The organism is Micromonospora sp. NBC_00330, assembly GCF_036136635.1.
In the GTDB taxonomy this organism is placed as follows: domain Bacteria; phylum Actinomycetota; class Actinomycetes; order Mycobacteriales; family Micromonosporaceae; genus Micromonospora; species Micromonospora salmantinae.
In genome coordinates, this window is sequence record NZ_CP108012.1 from 6,977,926 (window position 1) to 6,996,211 (window position 18,286).

Here is an 18,286-nt window from a genome sequence, read left to right on the forward strand (position 1 = left end):
CGCCGCCCGGTCTGCCCATGAACGGACCGGTCAGCGGCCGGCACGGCTGGTCAGCAGGGCGACGGTCAGGCCGGGGCGCGGCCAGACCTGGGTGACGGTGAACTGTGCGCGCAGCGCGTCGCCCTTGGCACCCGACACGGCGGCCAGCGGCTCGGCGTGCCGGCCGGACACGACGAGCCACACCCGTGTCGTACCGGCGAGGCACGGTGCTGGCTGCGGGCACTCGGCGGCCCACAGGTCGCCGCGGCGGACCTCGTCCTCGGTGACCAGCACGTCGCGTGGTGGGTCGCTGAGGTGGTACTCGATGCCGAGATCGAGGAAGAGCCAGCTGTGCCGGGGCGAGTAGACCACCGCGTCCCCCGGGCGTTGGCCGTCGGCGATCACCCGGGCCGCCCCCGCGTAGTCCACCGGCGCGCTGCGCGGCCACTCGTGGGTCCGTCGCAGCGCGGCCTGGTCGGGTAGGCCGAGCAGCCCGGCCAGGACCACCACGACGAGCGCGGCCGGAGCGGTCACGGCGGCCAGCGCCGCGCCCGCCAGCAGGCACGCGAAGGGCACCACGAAGACCAGGTACCGGGGCACCCACAGCGGTACGACGGTGCCGGCGGCGAAGAGCAGCAGTACGGGCAGCAGCACCGCGCTGACCGGCAGTAGGGCGCGTCGCCCGAGCCGGGCCGCGCCCAGCGCGGCGACCCCGACCAGCAGGCCACCGACCACACTGCTCTGGGCCACGCCGCCGGGCAGCGCGGTCAGGTCGTCCAGCCGGGCCAGGTGGACCCAGTTCAACTGCCGGGACTGCTGGGTCCGGGCCTTGACCAGCAGCGGGCCGGCCAGCAGCGCTACCGGCACCACGGCGACCAGCCACCGCCACACCCGCCGGTCCCGCTCGGCGTCGGGCTGGGCCGGAGTGGCGATGCCGGCCGGGGCCGGGCCGCGCCACCAGGCGACGAGGACGACCAGCGCGTGGGCGGCGAGCACTGTGAGCGCGATCAGGTGGATGAGCCCGAGAGCGGCGACGGCGGCGGCGTAACCGGCCCAGCGGGCCCAGCTCGGTCGACGCAGCGCGGTCACCAGCAGCACCGTGGCGAGCACGGCGAGCATGGTGGCCAGCGCGTACGGGCGAGCCTCCTGCCCGTAGCGGGAGGTGCCGGGAAGCACCGCGAACAGCAGCCCGGCGAAGAGGCCACCGCGCCGGTCGACGAGCCGCGCGCCGAGCACGGCGAGCAGGCCGGCGGCCACTGTCATCGCCAACACGGCCGGTACGCGCAGGGCGATGGTGGAGTCGCCGAAGACCCCCGTCCAGAGGTGCATCAGCAGGTAGTACGGCCCGGTGGCGGCGTCGATGGTGCCGGCCAGTCGGGCCAGGTCGCCGGGCGACCGGGTGGCCGCGCTCCAGGTCGCCAGTTCGTCGCGCCAGAGCTGGGCGGAGCCCAGCCCGGTCACTGTCACCGCCAGTGTCAACAGCGCCGGGGGGAGCCAGACCGGCAGGCGGCGCAGGTGCTCCCACGCCGTCCCGGCCGACCTCTCGGACAATTGCCCCACGGTCCGAGCCTGCCACGGCCAACCCCTCCGTGGGCGTCAGCCGGCGGCAGGTGGCGGGCGCCAGGCAGGCATCACGTCGTTCGGCCGCGCGGTCTTCGCCGGATCACGCTCCACGAGTTCGTCGAGAACGGCGTCGATCCGGGCCATCAGCTCGTCGTCGAGCCGTACCGTGGCGCCCTTTGCCGTCTCGGTGAGCTGCTCGGGCCGTGACGCGCCGACGATCGCGCCCGCGACCGTCGGCCGGCGCAGCACCCACGCCACCGCCAACTGGGCCATAGTGCAGCCGGCGGCCTCGGCGATCGGCCGGAGCTGGCGTACCCGGGAGAGCAGCAGATCCGAGGAGTAGCGGGCGATGAACGAGCCACCGAAGCCGTCGGTGGCCCGGGAGCCGGCAGGCGGACGTCGGCCAGGTTCGTACCGACCGGTCAACACGCCCATCGCGAGTGGCGACCAGGCGAGCTGACCCAGGCCGAGGTCAGCGCAGGCGGGGGACACCTCGGCCTCCACCACCCGCCACAGCATCGAGTACTGCGGCTGGTTGGCGATGAACGGGATGTGCAGCTCGGCGGCGAGCCGCAGGCCCGCACGTAGTTGCGGGGCGGTCCACTCGGAGGCGCCGACGTAGAGCACCTTGCCCTGGCGGACCAGGTCGGCGAAGGCGAGCATCGTCTCCTCCAGCGGCACGCTGTCGTCGTACCGGTGCGCCTGATAGAGGTCGAGGTAGTCGGTGCCCAGCCGACCCAGTGAGGCGTGACAGCCCTCGATGATGTGCTTGCGGGACAGCCCGGCGTCGTTGGCCCCCGGCCCGACCGGCAGGCACACCTTCGTGCACAGCTCGATCGAGCTGCGCCGGACGCCGCTCAACGCCTTGCCCAACACCTCCTCGGCCCGACCCCGGGCGTACCGGTCGGCGGTGTCGAACGTGGTGATGCCCGCATCCAGGGCGGCGGCCACGCACGCGGCCGCCGCACTGTCGTCGAGCTGGTTGCCGTGGGTCACCCAGTTGCCGTACGCGACCGCGCTGACGCGCAGGCCCGACCGGCCCAGTTGCCTGAACTCCATTCCAGGATCCTCGGGCCGCCCCGCGCTGTCGCCGAACCGTTCGAACGTGGTCGAATCCGTGGGTGATCGAGGTCCGGTTCTCGCCCGACGACCTGAGCCGGGTCCGGTTCGTGCATTCGCCGATGGCCGAGCTGGTGGCCAGCTCCTGGGCGTTACGCAAGCCGGCGAAGTACTGGATGCACCGGCCGTGGCGGGAGCGCGCGGAGCGGCTGCTGCCCGATGCCGGCCTGGAACCGCTGTTGGCGGTGCTCAAGTCGGCCAACGGCTACGTGCCGGATTTCCTCACCCCGATCGGGATCGCCCCGAACCTGGCCGCCGAGTTGCGGGCGGTCGCCGCCACCCACCCGTCCCGGGTGCGCCGGCAACTGGAACGGGCCGGCGCACCCCGGCTGGCCCCGGACGAGCTGGTCGCGCAGCTCTACCGGTACTTCACAGTGCTGATCGCACCGGACTGGCCCCGGCTGCGGGCTCTCGCGCTGGCCGACATCCGGCGGCGGACGTTGCTCGCCGCCGAGCAGGGCGGGCGAACCCTGCTGCGCGAGGTGCACCCGTTGATCAGGTGGGACGGCGGTGCGCTGCGGGTCGCCGTCGGCACGACAGTGCCGGCCGGCCTTGACGGACGCCCGTGGACGCTGCTGCCCACCGCGTTCTCCGGGCCGACCGTGCACGCGATCATGGAGGGCGACGCGGGGCCCGCCCTCTGCTATCCGCCCGTCGGGTTGGGCGGGCTGTGGGATTCGCCGGCGCCCAGCGCGGCGCTGGGCGCCCTGCTCGGCGGTACCCGGGCGGCGGCGCTCTCCCTGCTCGACTCGCCGCTGAGCACCGGGGAGCTGGCCGCGATGCTGGGTCTCGCGCCGGCGACGGCGTCGCACCACCTCACCACGCTGCGGGACAACGGCCTGATCGTCGGCGTACGACAGGGACGGGTGGTGCGTTATGCCCGAACTGTCCTTGGTGACCAGCTGGTCGGTTGAGCCCTGGCCCGTGATGTGGGATCCAGCACGTGGACATTGGCCGGCCCCCTTGGGGTGTGGCAGCATGGGGCCCATGACCGCCGCAGTCGTCCGCCGCTTCGTGGCACGTCGCCACGTCGATTACGGCCGCGTGCGCAGCGCGATCTGTCCGGCCTACTGACGACGCCCGACCATTCTGTCTCGGGCGCGCTCCGCGCCGGCTGTCTGAAGACACCGTTGTCCCGCCCGCTTCGCCGGGCCGGCCGCCGCGCCCCGCGTAACCGAGGCACAGCAGACAACGGAGGACGCCGCGATGGCGGTCAGCAGCATCCCGGCCCGTTCCGAGGACCCGACGGCTCGCCCGACCCGAGCGCCGCGCCGGCCACGGGGTGAGGGTCAGTGGGCGCTCGGCCACCGTGAGCCGCTCAACCCCAACGAGCGGATCAAGAAGGACGACGACCCGCTCAACGTCCGGGCCCGCATCGAGACCATCTACGCGCACCGTGGCTTCGCTTCGATCGACCCGCAGGACCTGCGGGGCCGGTTCCGCTGGTGGGGCCTCTACACGCAGCGCAAGGCGGGCATCGACGGCGGGCGTACCGCAGTGCTGGAGCCGCACGAGCTGGAGGACGAGTTCTTCATGCTCCGGGTCCGCATCGACGGCGGGCAGCTCAGCCTCGCCCAGCTGCGGGTGATCGCAGACATCTCCCGGGAGTTCGCGCGGGACACCGCCGACATCACCGACCGGCAGAACATCCAGTACCACTGGATCCGGGTCGAGGACATGCCGGAGATCTGGCGTCGGCTGGAGTCGGTCGGTTTGCAGACCACCGAGGCGTGCGGCGACTGCCCGCGGATCGTCCTGGGCAGCCCGGTCGCCGGGGTGGCCCGCGACGAGCTGCTCGACCCGACCCCGGCGATCGACGAGATCGTCTCCCGGTACGTCGGCGACAAGCAGTTCTCCAACCTGCCCCGCAAGTTCAAGACGTCGATCTCCTGGCTGGTGGACACCCCGTACGAGTCGAACGACATCGCCTTCCTCGGTGTCGACCACCCGGAGCACGGGCCCGGCTTCGACGTCTGGGTCGGCGGGGGCCTCTCCACCAACCCGATGCTCGCCAAGCGGCTCGGCGTCTGGGTGCCGCTGGCCGAGGTGCCGGACGTGTGGGCCGGGGTGGTCGGGATCTTCCGCGACTACGGCTACCGCCGACTGCGCAACCGGGCCCGGTTGAAGTTCCTGGTGGCCGACTGGGGCGTGGAGCGCTTCCGCGAGGTCCTGGAGAAGGACTACCTCGGTCGTACGCTGCTCGACGGCCCGGCGCCGATCCTGCCGTCGAAGCCGGTCGACCACGTGGGCGTGCACGAGCAGGCCGACGGGCGGCACTACGTGGGCGCCGCCCCGGTGGTCGGGCGGGTCTCCGGCGCGCAGCTCAGCCAGCTGGCCGACGTGGTCGAGGCGCACGGCAGCGACCGGGTGCGGCTCACCCCGTACCAGAAGCTGCTGGTGCTCGACGTGCCGTCGGAGCGGACGGAGTCGCTGATCGACGCCCTGCGCGGGATCGGCCTGGAGGCCCGGCCGTCGGCCTGGCGGCGCGGCACGATGGCGTGCACCGGCATCGAGTACTGCAAGCTCGCCATCGTCGAGACGAAGGCCCGCGGCGAGGAGTTGGTGGCCCGGCTGGAGCAGCGGCTGCGCGACTTCGACGCGGACATCTCGATCCACATCAACGGCTGCCCGAACGCGTGCGCACGCACCCAGGTGGCCGACATCGGGCTCAAGGGTCAACTGGTGGTCGGTCCGGACGGGCGGCAGGTCGAGGGCTTCCAGGTGCACCTGGGCGGCGGGCTGGGCATGGCCCAGGGGCAGACCGCCGGTTTCGGCCGCAAGCTGCGCGGCCTGAAGACCACTGCCGACGAACTTCCGGAGTACGTGGAACGTCTGGCCCGTCGCTACCTGGCCGGTCGGAGCGAGGGCGAGACGTTCGCCAACTGGGTGATCAGAGTCGACGAGGAGGAACTGCGGTGAGCAGCGAGAACCGAGCGGCACCTCTGTACTGCCCGTACTGCGGCGAGGAGGACCTGCGGCCGCACGAGGCGGGTCACGGCGCCTGGGAGTGCCACGCCTGCACCCGGGTCTTCTCGGTGAAGTTCACCGGGTTGCTGAGTCGGGCGGTGACCTCATGAGTCTCGTCTCGGCCGCGAGCCTGCGCCTGGTGGGCCCGGGCGGCTCGACGCCGGCCGACCCGGCCCGACGCGACCCGGACGAGCTGCGGGCCCTGGCCGAGCAGGCCGCTCGGGACCTGGAGGGCGCCCCGGCACTGGAGATCGCCCGCTGGGCGGCGCAGACCTTCGGTGAGCGGTTCTGCGTGACCAGCTCGATGGCCGACGCCGTGCTGGCGCACCTGGTCTCCCGGGTGGCCCCCGGGGTGGACGTGGTCTTCCTCGACACCGGCCTGCACTTCCCCGAGACGCTGCGGGTACGCGACGAGGTCGCCCGGACGCTGCCGGTGAACGTCAGGTCGATCCGGCCCCGGCTGACCGTCGGCCAGCAGGACGGCCAGTACGGTCCCCGGCTGTTCAACAAGTCGCCTGACGACTGCTGCCAGTTGCGCAAGGTGGAGCCGCTGGAGCGGGCGCTGACCGGGTACGACGCCTGGGCCGCCGGTCTTCGCCGCGACGAGTCGCCGAGCCGGGCCAACACACCTGTGGTGACCTTCGACGCGCGTCGGGGCAAGGTCAAGGTCAACCCGATCGCGGCCTGGTCGCAGAAGGATGTGGACTCCTACATCGCCCGGTTCAACGTGCCGGTCAACGAGCTGTTCAAGCAGGGTTACGGGTCGATCGGCTGCTGGCCGTGCACCCGCCGTACGAAGGCCGGCGAGGACGCGCGGGCCGGCCGGTGGGCCATGTTCGAGAAGACCGAGTGCGGGCTGCACGTCTGACCTCCCCGGCGACGACCCTGACCGGCCTCGATGCGGCCGGCGGGGCGGACCCGGTGGTTCTGGTCGCGCACGGCAGCCGTGACCCACGGGCGGCCGATGCCACCCGGGCGCTGGCCCGGGCGGTGTCGGCGGCCCGGCCGGGCACACCGGTGTGGGCGAGTTGGCTGGACCACACCGAGCCGGGTCCGACCGAGGTGCTGCGGGACCTGGCCGTGGCCGGTCATCGCCGGGCCGTGCTGGTGCCGCTGCTGCTGACCGCCGCGTACCACCATCGGGTGGACATTCCGGCGGCGGTCGCCGCGGCGGCGCGGTCCGGGCCACCCCTGTCGGTACGGGTGACCGATGTGCTCGGTCCGGCGGACGACACGCCCGATCCTGCGCTGCTGGCCGGGCTGTGCCGTCGGCTGGGTGAGACGCGTCCGGGCCGCTTCGACGCGTTGGTGCTGGCCGCGGCGGGCACCCGGGACGCGCGGGCGCGACGATCGGTAGGCCGGGTCGCCGATGCGCTCGGCGTGGAGTTCGGGGTGCCCTGCCGGGTGGCGTACGCGTCGGCGGCTCCACCGGCGGCCGGTGTGGCGGTGTCCCGGTTGCGGGCGTCCGGCGCGCGCCGGGTCGCGGTGTCCGCGTACTTCCTGGCGCCGGGGCTGTTCCACGACGCGGTCACCGAGGCGGCCGGGGTGGCGGGTGCGGTGTCGGTCGCCGCGCCGCTGACCGACGCACCGGAGTTGGTCGAGTTGGTGCTGCGTCGGGTCGACGACCGGCCCGTGCTGCCGTCTACGGGCTGACCCGTTCCGGCACGGGGTCGTCCGGCCCATGCCGGCACTGTGTGATCCGGTGCCGGACAGCAGAACGCCCCGGTGGGCGAACCCACCGGGGCGTACAGCTGTGTGTTGGGGATCAGGCGGAGTGAGCGCGCAGCACCCGGAGACCGCCGCGCCGCTTGACGGCGCGCCGCTCTTCCTCGCTCATTCCGCCCCAGACGCCGGCGTCCTGACCAGACTCGAGTGCCCACTGAAGGCACTGGTCGGTCACGGAGCAGCGCCTGCAGACGGCCTTGGCCTGCTCGACCTGCAGCAGAGCCGGTCCAGACGTCCCGATCGGGAAGAACAGCTCTGGGTCCTCGTCGCGGCAGACACTATGGTGACGCCAGTCCATGGCGGCAACACTCCTCATTCTGGATGGGTGGCGAACAATTGCTTGTCGTGCTTTTCCTATATGCATCCGCAGTGCCGATGGTGACAGTTAGCGTCCGTCCATTCGGCAGTGCGTGAGCAGGCGTTCAGCGCCGGGGACCTGCTGGAACAGCTCAACCTGACGAGCATATCCAGGCAATGTCTCGGTAACTCAAGTCCGCTTGTGAATACTTTCACGAACAGTCGCGATGTCAAGGGTGACGCTCGGAAAAACTCCGGGCGGTGAGCAAGCCCACAACCCATTTGTCCGGGTTCCAGCGCTTTCCTGGTTACCCGCCGTGCCACAGTCGAGGATCAATATAGTACAGTCCGCGTGACATTGCTGACATTTCCGGCACCTGCCCCTCGGTGTGGCGGCGACCAAGTCGATCGGTTGTGGCCACCGTGTCGACCAAGGGCAGTACCCGAGACCTAGCAGATTACTCTCAGTGCGGCGGGAACGGAGGTGAATCTGACTTTCTCCCGCTCGCCGAGATAGTCCCCATCCAGCTGGAACGCCTGCGGACGGCTGGAGACCAGCGTGAACTCCGCCGTGTCATGGAGTCGTAACACCTGCCGGCCGCGTGGATCCGGTTGCCGGGACAGGAACTGCGTCACTGTCCGTGTTGTGCTAGCCACCCGCAGCTGACGCAACGCCAGCACATCCAGCCCGAGATCGAACGACGCCGCCGGGTTCGGGTTGACCTCCCGGTCGCCCAGGTACGTCCACGGTGCCGTGTTCTGGATGATGACGGTGGCCAGCTCGGCCTCCGCCGGCTCGCCCGGACGCTCCAGGACGATCGCCGGGTGCCGCCGGTCCGAGGCGAAGAAGTACTGATTCATGATCGAACGCAGATAGAGCGACGGCGTGGAGACCCGCCCCTTCCGCCGGGCCTGCTCCACCCGGTGGATCACCGCGGCGTCCAGGCCGAAGCCGGCGCAGAAGGTGAAGTAGCGGTCGTCGGCGAGGCCCAGCCCCACCGTCCGGCTCCGGCCCAGCCGCAGCCCTTCCAGGATCATGCTGGTCGCCTCCGGCCACTCCCGCGGCAGACCCACGGCGCGGGCGAACACGTTCGTCGAGCCACCGGGGACGGTCGCCAGCGCGGGCAGTCGCTCGGCCATCGGCGCGTCGCCGGCGCGAGTCGGCGGTTCGGCCGTCATCAGGCCGTTCACCACCTCGTTCACAGTGCCATCGCCACCCAGGGTGACGACCAGGTCGACGCCCTCAGTGGCTGCCTCCCGGGCCAGCGCCACGGCGTGCCCGCGCCGACGGGTGTAGCGCACGCTGAGATCGACTTCGCTGCGCAGCGCCCGGACGAGCACGTCCCGGCTGCGTTCGCTGGTGGTGGTGGCCTTCGGATTGACCACCAGGACGGCCCGCATGGGCGGCACTGTACCTTCCGGCAGCCCGGGTATCGTGGCGCGCGTGACCATCGACTCGGACCCGATCCCCGTCACGCTCCGCTGGGCGGTCCGGCTGCTGTGGGCGGAGGCGGCCGTCGTCGGGCTGATCGCCGTCTGGCTGGTGTGGGCCGACCTCACGGCCACCCGCACCGACCTGCTGGCGGCATTGCTGGTGACGGTGTTCGCCATCGGGGCGGCCGTCGCGCTCTGGGCCCTGGGTCGCGCGCTGCTGCGTCGTCAGGCGGGCGCACGAGCCCCCGCGATAGTGCTTCAGCTGATGCTGCTGCCGATCGGGTGGTTCATGATCCAGGCCGGCCTGGGCTGGCTGGGCGTGCCGCTGATGGCGCTCGGCCTGGGCGTGGCCTGGCTGCTGATCTGCCCTCCGACGACCCGCGCCCTCGGCTTCGAGTGACAGCGCCGGCGCGTCGAAGCGGTCAGTAGCCGCCGGAGCGGCGGGTGAGCAGCGCGATCGTGGCCCGATCGTCGGCGGAGGTGGCGGACGCCGAGGTGGTCAGCGCGGTGAGCACCTTCCAGGCGAACGACGACTCGCCGGGCAGTGTGGCACCGCGCACGGTCGGCACCGTCACCTCGACGGTCAGCGCGTCCTCGGTGACCGCGAAGCGGCACTCCAACTCGGCGTCTCGGGTGGCGATGGCGAGCAGCATGGCGCACGCCTCGTCGACAGCGATCCGTAGATCCTCGATCTCGTCGAGCGCGAACTGCAACCGGGCCGCGAGACCGGCGGTGGCGGTGCGGAGCACGCCGAGGTAACCGCCGTCGGCAGGCACCGTGAGGTGCACCACGTCGTCGTCGGTCGCTGGCTGGCCAGTCAGTTGAGTCACGCCTCATCCCCCCGGTCGGGGACTCTACCCGGTCGGTCGCCCATACGCGTGCCGGCGGTGGTGGCGTGCTCGGCCAGCTCGCGGAGCGCGGCGCCGCTGAGTCGGTAGGGAACCCACTCGCTCATCTGTTCGGCGCCGATCGAGGCGTAGAAGCCTGCGGCCGGATTCCAGTCGATCATCCACCACTCCAGCCGCTGGTAGCCGCGTCGTACGCAGATGTCGGCCAGCGCGGCGAGCAGCAGTCGACCGGCTCCGGTGCCCCGGGCGGCCGGCCGGACGTAGAGGTCCTCCAGGTGGATGCCGTGCACGCCGGCCCAGGTGGAGAAGTTGAGGAACCACAGCGCGAAGCCGACCGGCTCGTCGTTCGCGTCCACAGCGACGTGGCCGAAGAGCGCCGGAGCAGTCGTGAAGAGCGCCGAGGTCAGTTGCTCGTTGGTGAGGTGGCACTGCTCCGCGGCACGCTCGTACTCGGCCAACTCGTGCACCATGGCGACGACGGCCGGCACGTCCTCGGGACGTGCCGGCCGGATCGTCGGGATGACCGGGGAGGTCACGCCTTCTTGGTCTCCCAGAAGATCTTCGAGATCTCGTCGATCTTCGCGAGAAGCTTGTCGGCGGTGGCCGGGTCGAGGCTGCCCTTGACGCCACCGGCGCCGGCGAGCTTGGTGGCCTCGTTGAACAGGCTGTGCAGGTTCGGGTACTTCTCGAAGTGCGGCGGCTTGAAGTAGTCGGTCCACAGCACCCAGAGGTGGTGCTTGACCAGCTCGGCGCGCTGCTCCTTGATGATGACGGCGCGGGTGCGGAACTCCGGGTCGGTGTTCGCCTGGTACTTCTCGCAGATCATTTTGACCGATTCGGCCTCGATCCGGGCCTGAGCCGGGTCGTAGACACCACACGGCAGGTCGCAGTGAGCGCTCGCGGTGACGCGGGGCGCAAGGATGCGCGGAAGTCGCATCGGGATCCTCCATGGGAAGTTTGCGATGATCAAAGGCGACATTACTCCTGGGAATGCTCCCCGAACCGGGTGGAGGTGAAACCAGTGGCCGCCGATCACCCGGCTGAGGTGCCCCGGTTGCGTAGGCCGCTGACCGCCGTTCTGGTGACCGGCCCGTCCATGGCCCCGACCCTGCGGCACGGCGACGCGGTGCTGGTTCGCCCCGGTGGCCGCCCGATCCGCGCCGGCGACGTGGTGGTCGCGGTCTTCCGGACCCGGCCCGATCTGCTGGTGGTGAAGCGTGCGGTCCGGCCCCAGGACGGCGGCTGGTGGCTGCGCGGTGACAACGACCTGATCACCGATGACTCCCGGGCGTACGGGGTGGCCGACGTACGCGGACGGGTGGTGGCCCGCTACTGGCCACGCCCCGGACGGGTACCTCGTCGTCAGTTATGACCCTGCTCACATCCGGGGGGTGGTGCCGACACTATGCTCGGAAAGTGCCCGGGTGACCCCCCGCACCGCGTGCCACCGCTCGCCGCCCACCTCGCGGCGGCGCCGGCCGCCTCACATCTGCTCGACAGATCCTGGAGTCACCACCATGTCTTCGTCCACCGTGGACCCCGCTGATCCCGTCTTCCTACTGCACCGGGGCGGCAAGATGGCCGTCACCTCGACAGTGCCGCTCACCAGCCGGGAGGACCTCTCCCTGGCGTACACCCCGGGGGTGGCCCGGGTGTGTGAGGCGATCGCCGCCGACCCCGCCCTGGTGGACGACTACACCTGGGTGTCGCACACGGTCGCGGTGGTCACCGACGGCTCGGCGGTGCTCGGGCTGGGCAACATCGGTCCCCGGGCCGCGCTGCCGGTGATGGAGGGCAAGGCGGTGCTGTTCAAGCAGTTCGCCGGGGTGGACGCGGTGCCGGTGTGCCTGGACACCCAGGACGTGGACGAGATCGTCGCTGTGGTGCGGGCGCTGGCGCCCTCGTTCGGCGGGATCAACCTGGAGGACATCAGCGCGCCGCGTTGCTTCGAGATCGAGCGTCGACTCGACGAGGCGCTGGACATCCCGGTCTTCCACGACGACCAGCACGGCACCGCCATCGTGGTGCTGGCCGCGCTGCGCAACGCCGCGACGTTGCTCGACCGCAAGCTCGGTGACCTGCGGGTGGCCGTGAGCGGCGCGGGCGCGGCAGGAGTGGCAGTGACGAAGATGCTGATCGCCGGGGGCGTCAACCCCGACCAGGTGGTGGTCTGTGACTCCAAGGGGATCATCGGCCGACACCGCGCCGAGCTGACCGGCACCAAGGCCGAGCTGGCGGCGAGCACCAACGCCGAGGGCCGCCACGGCGACATCACCGAGGCGCTGCGCGGCGCGGACGTGCTGGTCGGGGTCTCCGGCGGGCAGATCCCCGAGGCCGCGGTGGCCGGGATGGCGCCCGGCGGGATCGTGTTCGCGCTGGCGAACCCGACCCCCGAGGTGCACCCCGAGGTGGCCGCCCGGCACGTCGCTGTGGTCGCCACCGGACGTAGCGACTATCCCAACCAGATCAACAACGTGCTGGCCTTCCCCGGTGTGTTCCGCGGCGCGCTGGACGCCGGTGCCACCCGGATCACCGAGGCGATGAAGGTGGCCGCCGCGGACGCCATCGCCGGTGTGGTGGCCGATTCCCTGACCGCCGACGCCATCGTTCCGTCCCCGCTCGACCCGCGCGTCGCGCCGGCCGTGGCCGAGGCGGTCGCCGAAGCCGCCCGCCGCGACGGCGTCGCCCGCCGCTAAGCGCACGCGTAGGCCGGGGGCGCTCCGGCGCAGCATGCGCCGCCGGTGTGCGCGCACGCGTGGGCCGGGGGCGCTCCGGCGCAGCATGCGCCGCCGGCCTGCGCGCACGCTTCTTAACGAGCGCTCAGCTTGTTACCGTGCCGATCATGCGTGCTGCCTTTGCCTCCCGTTTCGACGACGCCGATCCGCTCGCCGCGCTCACCGTCGGCGAGCGGCCCGAGCCGACCCCTCCGGCCGACGACTGGGTGACCGTGCAGTTGCGGGCCACCTCGCTCAACCACCACGACCTCTGGTCGCTGCGCGGGGTGGGTCTCACCGAGGCCCAGCTGCCGATGATCCTCGGCTGCGACGCGGTCGGGCTGGACCCGGAGGGGCGCCCGGTGGTCGTGTACCCGGTGGTCGTCACGCCGGGTGACCCGCGCGGGGTTTCCATCCTCTCCGAGCACTTTGCCGGGACGCTCGCCGAGCGGGTGGCCGTACCCCGATCGAACCTGATCCCGCTGCCCGACGGCATGGCGGCCACCGACGCGGCGTGCCTGCCCACGGCCTGGCTGACCGCGTGGCGGATGCTGACCACCAAGGGCCGCGTCGCGGACGCCGACAGCGTGCTGGTCCAGGGCGCGGGCGGTGGCGTGGCCACCGCGGCCGTCGCGCTCGCCGTCGCGATGGGCAAGCGGGTGTACGCGACCAGCCGCGACGCCGTCAAGCGGGACCGGATCTCGGCGCTCGGCGCCATCGCCGTGGAGCCCGGTGCCCGGCTGCCGGAGCGGGTGGACGTGGTGATCGAGACGGTCGGCGCGGCCACCTTCGACCACTCGCTGAAGTCGGCCGCGCCGATGGCCCGGATCGTGGTCTCCGGCGCGACCGCCGGGCACGAGCCGTCGGTCAACCTGCGCCGGGTCTTCGCCATGCAGCTGGAGATCCTGGGCACCTCGATGGGCACGCCCGGCGAGCTGTACGAGCTGCTGGCGTTCTGCTCCGACAACGAGGTGCGCCCGGTGGTGGACAGCGTCATCCCGTTCAGCCGGGTCGAGGACGCCTTCGCCCGCCTGCACTCCGGTGACGCCTTCGGCAAGGTCGTCATCGACCACACCGCCTGACACGCGTCGCGCCGCCGCCGCGGCTGCGGCGGCTGCGCCGCTGCCGCCCGGCCCGGCCCCGCCGCAAGATCGCGCAACATCATGGAACTAGTGGCCTCCGCGTCGTGGGAGGCCACTACTTCCTGGTTACTGCGTGATCTTGCGGCGGCCGGAGCGGCCGGAGCGGCCGTCAGAGGTGGTCGTCGAAGGTGGCGATGTCGCCGCGCGTCGCGTCGGTGGGGATGCGCTTCTTGGCGTCCGCGTCGCCGTAGAGCGACCAGCGCAGGAACTCGACAGACGTGTCCGAGACGACCCGCAGCGTCGCGCCGTCGCTGAGCAGCGCCCGCCCGTGGTCGCCCTTGGGCAGGCTCAGCATCGCCTTCGGCCAGGGCACCTTGTCGTACGCGGCCCTGCCCGCCGCGTACTCGACCACCTCGTCCAACTCGCCGTGCACGAACAGCTGCGGTGCGGCCGCACCGGCGAACGCGGTGCCCACGCCGAGCGCCGTGCCCGCGAACACCACACCCGCGTCCAGCCGCTCGTCCCGGCTCGCGGTGAACAGGCCGATGGTGGTCACCCCGCCCGCCGAGTGCCCGGCCGCGGCCACCCGCTCGCCGTCCAACCGGCCGCGCAACGCGTCGCCGGCCTTGCCGTCCAACGCCAGCACCTGGTCCAACGCGTACGACACGTCGGCGGGCTGGTTGAGCACGTCGAGGACGTTGTTGTCAGCGCCCCGCGAGGTGTGCGGGAAGGTCGGCGCGGCCACCACGAAACCCGCCGCCGCCCAGCGGGTCAGCAGCGTGGCGTAGTCGTCAGGTCGCCCACCCAGGCCGTGACTGAACATCACCACCGGGAATCGGCCCTCCGCCGCCGTCGCCGACCGCTTGGCCTGCCCGGCCGCCGGGTACCAGAGCGTCGTCGGCAGCGCGCGGCCGTCCCGGTTCAGCTTGAGCTGGCGTACGCCGACCGCGAAGGCGCGCTGCGGGGCCTTGCCGGCGGGCACCTGCGGTGTCGGCGTGGCGACGGACGGTGGTTCGACGGGCGCCTGCTGACCCTCGGTCTTCCTGGCGTCCGCTGAGCAGCCGACCAGACCGGCCATCAGGACGGCGCTGGCCAGCAGGGCGGGGGTGACGCGACGTGGCATGAATCCGATTGTGCCTTGCCCCGCTGACGTGCCCGGTGGACTTCGACGCGGTGTGCCCGTCGACTCACCCAGCGCTGCGCGGCCGGTATCAGGCCGCAGCACGTTCGGCGAGCGGGCGTCGCCGTCGTGCGGTGTCGGTCAGCGCGGGCGGAGGGAAGGCGGCGTTGGGGTCGTACCGGTTCGTTCCGGGCGGAACGATCTCGTCGATCCGGTCGAGGGTGGCGTCGTCCAGGGTGAGCGTCGCGCCCTTGAGCAGGTCCTCCAGTTGCGGCATGGTTCGCGGTCCGATGATCGCCGAGCTGACGGCTGGGTGGGCCACGGTAAAGGCGATGGCGAGTTGCGGAAGCGTGCAGCCGATGCTCGCCGCGAGGTCGACGAGCTGTTCCACGATGTCGAGCTTGGCCGCGTTCTCGGCGATCGTGGGGTCGAACTGCGCCGGCCGGAGCACGGCCCGCCCGGTCGACAGGTCGATGGGCTGGTCCCTGCGGTACTTGCCGCTGAGGAACCCGAAGGCGAGCGGGCTCCAGACCAGCACCCCCATGCCGTAGCGCTGGCAGACCGGGAGGGTCGACGCCTCGACGCCGCGGGCCAGGATCGAGTACGGCGGCTGCTCGGTGCGCAGGCGTCCGAGGCCACGACGCTCGGACACCTGGTGCGCCTCGACGATCTCCTCGGCCGGGAAGGTCGAGCAGCCGAAGGCGCGGATCTTTCCCTCGCGGACGAGGTCGGTGAGCACCGAGAGGGTCTCCTCGATCTCGGTCGAGGGGTCGGGACGGTGAATCTGGTAGAGGTCGATCCAGTCGGTGTTCAACCGCCGCAGGCTGCCCTCGACGGCCTTGAGGATCCACCGCCGCGAGTTGCCACCCTGGTTGGGCCCCTCGCCCATCGGAAAGTGCACCTTGGTGGCCAGCACGACGTCATCCCGGCGCCCCCGCAGCGCCTTGCCCACGATCTCCTCGGACTCACCCCGGCCGTACATGTCGGCGGTGTCCACGACGTTGACGCCCTGGTCGAGGGCGGTGTGGATGATGCGGACGCAGTCGTCGTGGTCGGGGTTGCCGACGGCACCGAACATCATGGTCCCGAGGCAGTGGGTGCTGACCTTGATGCCGGTGCCGCCGAGCGTGCGATAGCGCATGCCGATGCTCCCTTGGGTGATTCAACAATGATCAACTGACACGCACCCTAGGAGCTTGAGTCGGCTCGAGGTCAACCCCTCGTTACCCTGCTCGGCATGGCTGAGGTCACCGCGAGTCTGAGCATCGGACAGATCGCCGAACGCACCGGCTTGAGCGTGCACACCCTCCGCTTCTACGAGCAGGAGGGCCTCTTCGTCAGTCCCGTACGCCGAGGGCCGGGCGGGCGTCGCAGCTACACCCAGGACGACGTCGACTGGCTGACCGTCTGCGTCATCCTCCGCGCCTCCGGCATGCCCCTGCCCGTGCTCCGCCGGTACACCGACCTCGTCCGGGAAGGCGCCGGCAACGAGGAGGAACGGCTCGCGCTCATGCGCGAGCACCACGGTCACGTCACCTCCCAGATCGACAGGCTCACCCAGAGCCTGGACCTGATCACCTTCAAGGTCGGGGTCTACGAGGATCTGCTCGAGCAGGACCGGCGCGCAGCCGGGCCAGGTCGTCGGCGTCCTTCGGGCGGCGGGGGCGTTCCGGCATCCAGACCGGGTACATCTGCTTGAACTCGATCTGGGCCGCCACCGAGATGGTCGGCGCGGTGAGCGGGCCGATCCGGCCGGGTGGGGCGTCCAGCATCCCGGCTGGCAGCGGGGTGCCGGCCCAGGGCCCGGCACCGACCGTCGGTCGGCCGGCGTCATCGCGACCCAGGTACGCGAAGCTGACCTCCACGTCGGCGGCGAACAGGTCGAGCTGCGACTCTAGCGGCATCCGCGGGTCGGGAAGCCAACCCCGGGCCAGCAGCAGGTTGCCCAGCCGGTCGGCGTCGTCGCGCCAGCAGTACCAGTCGACGTCGACGTGCGGGCGGGTCACCGCGCCGAGCTGGAAGTCCATCGCCCAGCCGCCGCGCAGCCACACCGGAATGCCGTCCGCCCCGGTCACCGCGATGACCTCGGCGATGCTCGCCAACTGCCGGCGCGCAAGCTCGTCCACCGCAAGACCGTACCGTTGCCGGTCGGGTCAGTGGGCCGGGCGGGACTCGTAACGGGTCAGTGTGGGGGAGTGGGCGTCGGCGGGGAGGCGGGCACCGGCGGCCCGGTCGCCGTAGAGGGTCCAGCGCAGGAAGTCGGTGGTGGTGGCGAGGACCGGGGCGAAGCCCGGGTGGCCCGGCGTGAGGTACGCGCCGTGGTCCTGGCCGAGCAGGCTGAGGAACGCGGCCGGCCCGGGGGTGCGCGCGTACGCGGCCCGGCCGACAGTCACCGGCACCACCGGGTCGGCCGTACCGTGCACGAAGAGCACCGGCGCGGCCGGCCCGGCGAAGCTGCCCGGCAGCCCACCGCCGGCGATCACGATCCCGGCGCGTAGCCGGGCCGGGTGGCCCTCGCTGAACATGCCGGAGGTGGTGAAGCCACCCGCCGAGTGCCCGGCGGCGGCGACCGAGGTCAGGTCGAGGTGCCCGGCGAGGGGATCGACAGGGCTCCGGTCGAGGTCGCCCAGATATCGGATCAGTCGCCAGGCGTCGGCCGGCTGGTGGCGTACGTCGGCCCGGGTGAAGTTCGCGGCACCCTGCCGGGTGTGCGGGTACGCGGGTGCGGCCACCACGAAACCGGCCGCCGCCCAGCGGGTGGTCAGGTCGGCGTGCAGCTCGGGTCGGCTGCCCAGCCCGTGGCTGTAGATCACCACCGGGAACCGTCCGGCCGCCACCTGATCGGTCGAGGCCGGGTACCAGATCGTCACCGGCAGAGGGCGCGCCGAGCGCGGATCGAGGGTGAGCGTACGACCCCTCGGGCGCCCGACGCGCCGACACCGTCCCGGTGGCCCCGCCGGCCACGGCTGTGGCCGGCGCGCAACCGGCCAGCAGCGCTGTCGCCAGTACGGCCATCAGCCGGCCCGCCCCCATCGTTCCACGGTAGGTGCCCGGGCGGGCGTAGCGGCCCCGCCGTCCGGCTCGGGTGCGCCCGCCACCCGGTCGGGTCACCTCCGCCGGCCGGGTCCACCCCTGGGACGCCGCGGTCCGGGGACGGTGCCGCGTGACCAGCTTCGCTAGGGTCACCGGCATGCCTGAGAACTACACGGACCCCAGCGGCAACACCGAGGCGTTCCGCGCCTTCAACCAGACGCCGGAGGTTGCGGCGCCGACGGAGGCCCCGTCCCGCCTGCCGCTCATCATCGGTGCGGCAGTGGTCGTCGTGGTGCTGGTGGCACTCGTCACCTGGCTGGCGACCGGCTGATCGAGTCGTCTGGCTGGCGTCTCGCCGATCGAGTCGCCTGGCTGGCGCCCGCACTGAACGTGCTCCACCGACTC

Annotated in this window: 22 protein-coding genes; 11 read left to right on the forward strand and 11 right to left on the reverse strand. The window is 71.9% G+C overall.

All coding sequences use genetic code 11. The annotated features are described in order from the left end of the window. Positions 1–30: 30 nt before the first annotated feature. Together OG598_RS31910 and OG598_RS31915 are read right to left on the reverse strand one after the other, a co-directional pair. The gene (locus tag OG598_RS31910; RefSeq protein ID WP_328652281.1) at positions 31–1,539 is read right to left on the reverse strand and encodes a glycosyltransferase family 39 protein; all 1,509 of its coding nucleotides are present in this window, start codon (positions 1,537–1,539) and stop codon (positions 31–33) included. Between the two features lie 36 nt (positions 1,540–1,575). Continuing rightward, positions 1,576–2,601: an aldo/keto reductase family protein gene (locus tag OG598_RS31915; protein WP_328652282.1), complete on the reverse strand. Its 1,026-nt coding sequence runs from the start codon at positions 2,599–2,601 to the stop codon at positions 1,576–1,578. 62 nt (positions 2,602–2,663) lie between these two features. On the opposite strand from OG598_RS31915, the gene OG598_RS31920 reads away from it, so the two are divergent. The 5 genes from OG598_RS31920 to OG598_RS31940 all read left to right on the forward strand — a co-directional run bounded on the left by OG598_RS31920 (position 2,664) and on the right by OG598_RS31940 (position 7,281). Further along, positions 2,664–3,575: an ArsR/SmtB family transcription factor gene (locus OG598_RS31920; RefSeq protein ID WP_328652283.1), complete on the forward strand. Its 912-nt coding sequence runs from the start codon at positions 2,664–2,666 to the stop codon at positions 3,573–3,575. 292 nt (positions 3,576–3,867) lie between these two features. Further along, positions 3,868–5,580 (forward strand): nitrite/sulfite reductase, encoded by a 1,713-nt coding sequence (locus OG598_RS31925; protein ID WP_238687428.1) that lies wholly within the window; start codon positions 3,868–3,870, stop codon positions 5,578–5,580. Next, positions 5,577–5,738 (forward strand): hypothetical protein, encoded by a 162-nt coding sequence (locus OG598_RS31930; protein WP_165435836.1) that lies wholly within the window; start codon positions 5,577–5,579, stop codon positions 5,736–5,738. The genes OG598_RS31925 and OG598_RS31930 overlap by 4 nt, the downstream gene beginning before the upstream one ends. Next, positions 5,735–6,496: a phosphoadenylyl-sulfate reductase gene (locus OG598_RS31935; RefSeq protein ID WP_091406068.1), complete on the forward strand. Its 762-nt coding sequence runs from the start codon at positions 5,735–5,737 to the stop codon at positions 6,494–6,496. Before OG598_RS31930 ends, OG598_RS31935 begins: the two co-directional genes overlap by 4 nt. After that, positions 6,478–7,281, forward strand: a complete 804-nt coding sequence (locus OG598_RS31940) for a sirohydrochlorin chelatase (protein ID WP_442931424.1) — start codon at positions 6,478–6,480, stop codon at positions 7,279–7,281. The genes OG598_RS31935 and OG598_RS31940 overlap by 19 nt, the downstream gene beginning before the upstream one ends. A 112-nt stretch (positions 7,282–7,393) precedes the next feature. On the opposite strand, the gene OG598_RS31945 is transcribed toward OG598_RS31940, so the two are convergent. After that, positions 7,394–7,651, reverse strand: a complete 258-nt coding sequence (locus tag OG598_RS31945) for a WhiB family transcriptional regulator (RefSeq protein ID WP_088950012.1) — start codon at positions 7,649–7,651, stop codon at positions 7,394–7,396. A 449-nt stretch (positions 7,652–8,100) separates the two neighbouring features. Next, positions 8,101–9,051 carry a diacylglycerol/lipid kinase family protein gene (locus OG598_RS31950; protein WP_328652284.1) on the reverse strand — a complete coding sequence of 317 codons (951 nt, stop codon included), beginning with the start codon at positions 9,049–9,051 and terminating at the stop codon, positions 8,101–8,103. A 43-nt stretch (positions 9,052–9,094) separates the two neighbouring features. Between OG598_RS31950 and OG598_RS31955 the strand changes: the two genes are divergently transcribed. Then, the gene (locus OG598_RS31955) at positions 9,095–9,484 is read left to right on the forward strand and encodes a hypothetical protein (RefSeq protein WP_124853891.1); all 390 of its coding nucleotides are present in this window, start codon (positions 9,095–9,097) and stop codon (positions 9,482–9,484) included. A 22-nt stretch (positions 9,485–9,506) separates the two neighbouring features. On the opposite strand, the gene OG598_RS31960 is transcribed toward OG598_RS31955, so the two are convergent. From OG598_RS31960 to sodN, 3 genes are read right to left on the reverse strand one after another with little or no spacing between them, the layout of a single operon-like run. Next, positions 9,507–9,914, reverse strand: a complete 408-nt coding sequence (locus OG598_RS31960) for an ATP-binding protein (RefSeq protein ID WP_210784602.1) — start codon at positions 9,912–9,914, stop codon at positions 9,507–9,509. After that, a complete protein-coding gene (locus OG598_RS31965; protein WP_328652285.1) occupies positions 9,911–10,468 on the reverse strand; it encodes a GNAT family N-acetyltransferase in 558 nt (185 codons plus the stop codon). The genes OG598_RS31960 and OG598_RS31965 overlap by 4 nt, the downstream gene beginning before the upstream one ends. Beyond that, on the reverse strand, positions 10,465–10,869 hold the full coding sequence (sodN, locus tag OG598_RS31970) for a superoxide dismutase, Ni (protein ID WP_088987805.1): 405 nt from the start codon (positions 10,867–10,869) through the stop codon (positions 10,465–10,467). Before sodN ends, OG598_RS31965 begins: the two co-directional genes overlap by 4 nt. A gap of 69 nt (positions 10,870–10,938) precedes the next feature. On the opposite strand from sodN, the gene OG598_RS31975 reads away from it, so the two are divergent. The 3 genes from OG598_RS31975 (at position 10,939) to OG598_RS31985 (ending at position 13,728) form a co-directional block, all read left to right on the forward strand. Continuing rightward, positions 10,939–11,304 carry a S24/S26 family peptidase gene (locus OG598_RS31975; protein WP_387352583.1) on the forward strand — a complete coding sequence of 122 codons (366 nt, stop codon included), beginning with the start codon at positions 10,939–10,941 and terminating at the stop codon, positions 11,302–11,304. 145 nt (positions 11,305–11,449) lie between these two features. After that, positions 11,450–12,628 carry an NAD(P)-dependent malic enzyme gene (locus tag OG598_RS31980; RefSeq protein WP_328652286.1) on the forward strand — a complete coding sequence of 393 codons (1,179 nt, stop codon included), beginning with the start codon at positions 11,450–11,452 and terminating at the stop codon, positions 12,626–12,628. A gap of 137 nt (positions 12,629–12,765) precedes the next feature. Next, on the forward strand, positions 12,766–13,728 hold the full coding sequence (locus OG598_RS31985; RefSeq protein WP_112583659.1) for a zinc-binding dehydrogenase: 963 nt from the start codon (positions 12,766–12,768) through the stop codon (positions 13,726–13,728). 169 nt (positions 13,729–13,897) lie between these two features. Here the strand turns inward: OG598_RS31985 and OG598_RS31990 are convergent, their stop codons facing one another. Beyond that, entirely contained in the window at positions 13,898–14,851 is a 954-nt protein-coding gene (locus tag OG598_RS31990; RefSeq protein WP_328652287.1) for an alpha/beta hydrolase family protein, read from the reverse strand. Between the two features lie 88 nt (positions 14,852–14,939). Further along, positions 14,940–15,989 (reverse strand): aldo/keto reductase, encoded by a 1,050-nt coding sequence (locus tag OG598_RS31995; protein ID WP_328652288.1) that lies wholly within the window; start codon positions 15,987–15,989, stop codon positions 14,940–14,942. Between the two features lie 96 nt (positions 15,990–16,085). Here OG598_RS31995 and OG598_RS32000 point away from each other — a divergent pair, with 96 nt between their 5' ends. After that, complete coding sequence (locus tag OG598_RS32000) at positions 16,086–16,547, forward strand: MerR family transcriptional regulator (protein ID WP_328652289.1); 462 nt, start codon at positions 16,086–16,088, stop codon at positions 16,545–16,547. Here OG598_RS32000 and OG598_RS32005 read toward each other — a convergent pair. Together OG598_RS32005 and OG598_RS32010 are read right to left on the reverse strand one after the other, a co-directional pair. Then, positions 16,429–16,974 (reverse strand): nucleotidyltransferase domain-containing protein, encoded by a 546-nt coding sequence (locus OG598_RS32005; RefSeq protein ID WP_328652290.1) that lies wholly within the window; start codon positions 16,972–16,974, stop codon positions 16,429–16,431. The genes OG598_RS32000 and OG598_RS32005 overlap by 119 nt on opposite strands. Before the next feature lie 27 nt (positions 16,975–17,001). Further along, positions 17,002–17,718: an alpha/beta hydrolase family protein gene (locus OG598_RS32010; RefSeq protein WP_328652291.1), complete on the reverse strand. Its 717-nt coding sequence runs from the start codon at positions 17,716–17,718 to the stop codon at positions 17,002–17,004. 320 nt (positions 17,719–18,038) lie between these two features. Here OG598_RS32010 and OG598_RS32015 point away from each other — a divergent pair, with 320 nt between their 5' ends. Then, on the forward strand, positions 18,039–18,212 hold the full coding sequence (locus tag OG598_RS32015) for a hypothetical protein (RefSeq protein ID WP_328652292.1): 174 nt from the start codon (positions 18,039–18,041) through the stop codon (positions 18,210–18,212). The last annotated feature ends 74 nt before the right edge of the window (positions 18,213–18,286 follow it).